Raw genomic sequence first — 651 nt, 5'->3', positions numbered from 1 at the left:
CGCGATGTCCAGGCTGTCGCTGGTGCTCTGCCCGGTGATGTCGGTGACCACGACGGTGAAGCTGTCGGTGATGCCCGCATCAGGGTGAACTTCGCTCTCGCCATCTTCGACGTAGCTGTAGGTGACCTCACCGGTGTCGGCGTCGTAGCCGGTCACGGTCAGGGTGCCTTCGTCGGTGGTGATCTCGACCGGCGTGGTGCTGGCGTCAGTGATGTCGATGCCACCGATGGTGACGGTATCGATGCCCGCTTGTGCCGCGACCGTGAAGCTGCCGGTAACGGTATCGCCGGTGGCTTCGGTGACGCTGTTGTCGGCTGTACCACTGATGTCGGTGATGGTCGGCACGCCATCGGTGGCGCCGTCGACGGTGATGGTCAGCGTGGTGCTGGACGCATCGCCATCGGCGTCGGTGATGGTGTAGCTGAAGACGTCCGTCAGTGACTCACCGTCGTCCAGCGACTGCACGTCGGCATTGGTGGTGTCGAGCACATAGCTGTAGCTGCCATCGGCTTCGAGCGTCAGCGTGCCGTAGCTGCCGGTAACGACCGTCGCATCATCTGCGGTGACGTCGGACGCACTCCCGCCGGCCGGCGTGGCGCTGGTCACGCTGGTGGCATCCGCTCCAATGGAGTCGGCGGTGTCGCTGGCGCC

Annotated in this window: 1 protein-coding gene; it reads right to left on the bottom strand. The window is 65.0% G+C overall.

The window, feature by feature from the left end:
• A partial coding sequence (locus tag QD172_RS17280; protein WP_279856363.1) for a VCBS domain-containing protein occupies positions 1-651 on the bottom strand: 651 nt, incomplete at both ends.

Source organism: Cobetia sp. 10Alg 146, from assembly GCF_029846385.1.
Classification (GTDB): Bacteria; Pseudomonadota; Gammaproteobacteria; order Pseudomonadales; family Halomonadaceae; genus Cobetia; species Cobetia marina.
Note: the sequence above shows the minus strand (reverse complement) of the source record. Positions and strands in the feature narration are given on the sequence as shown.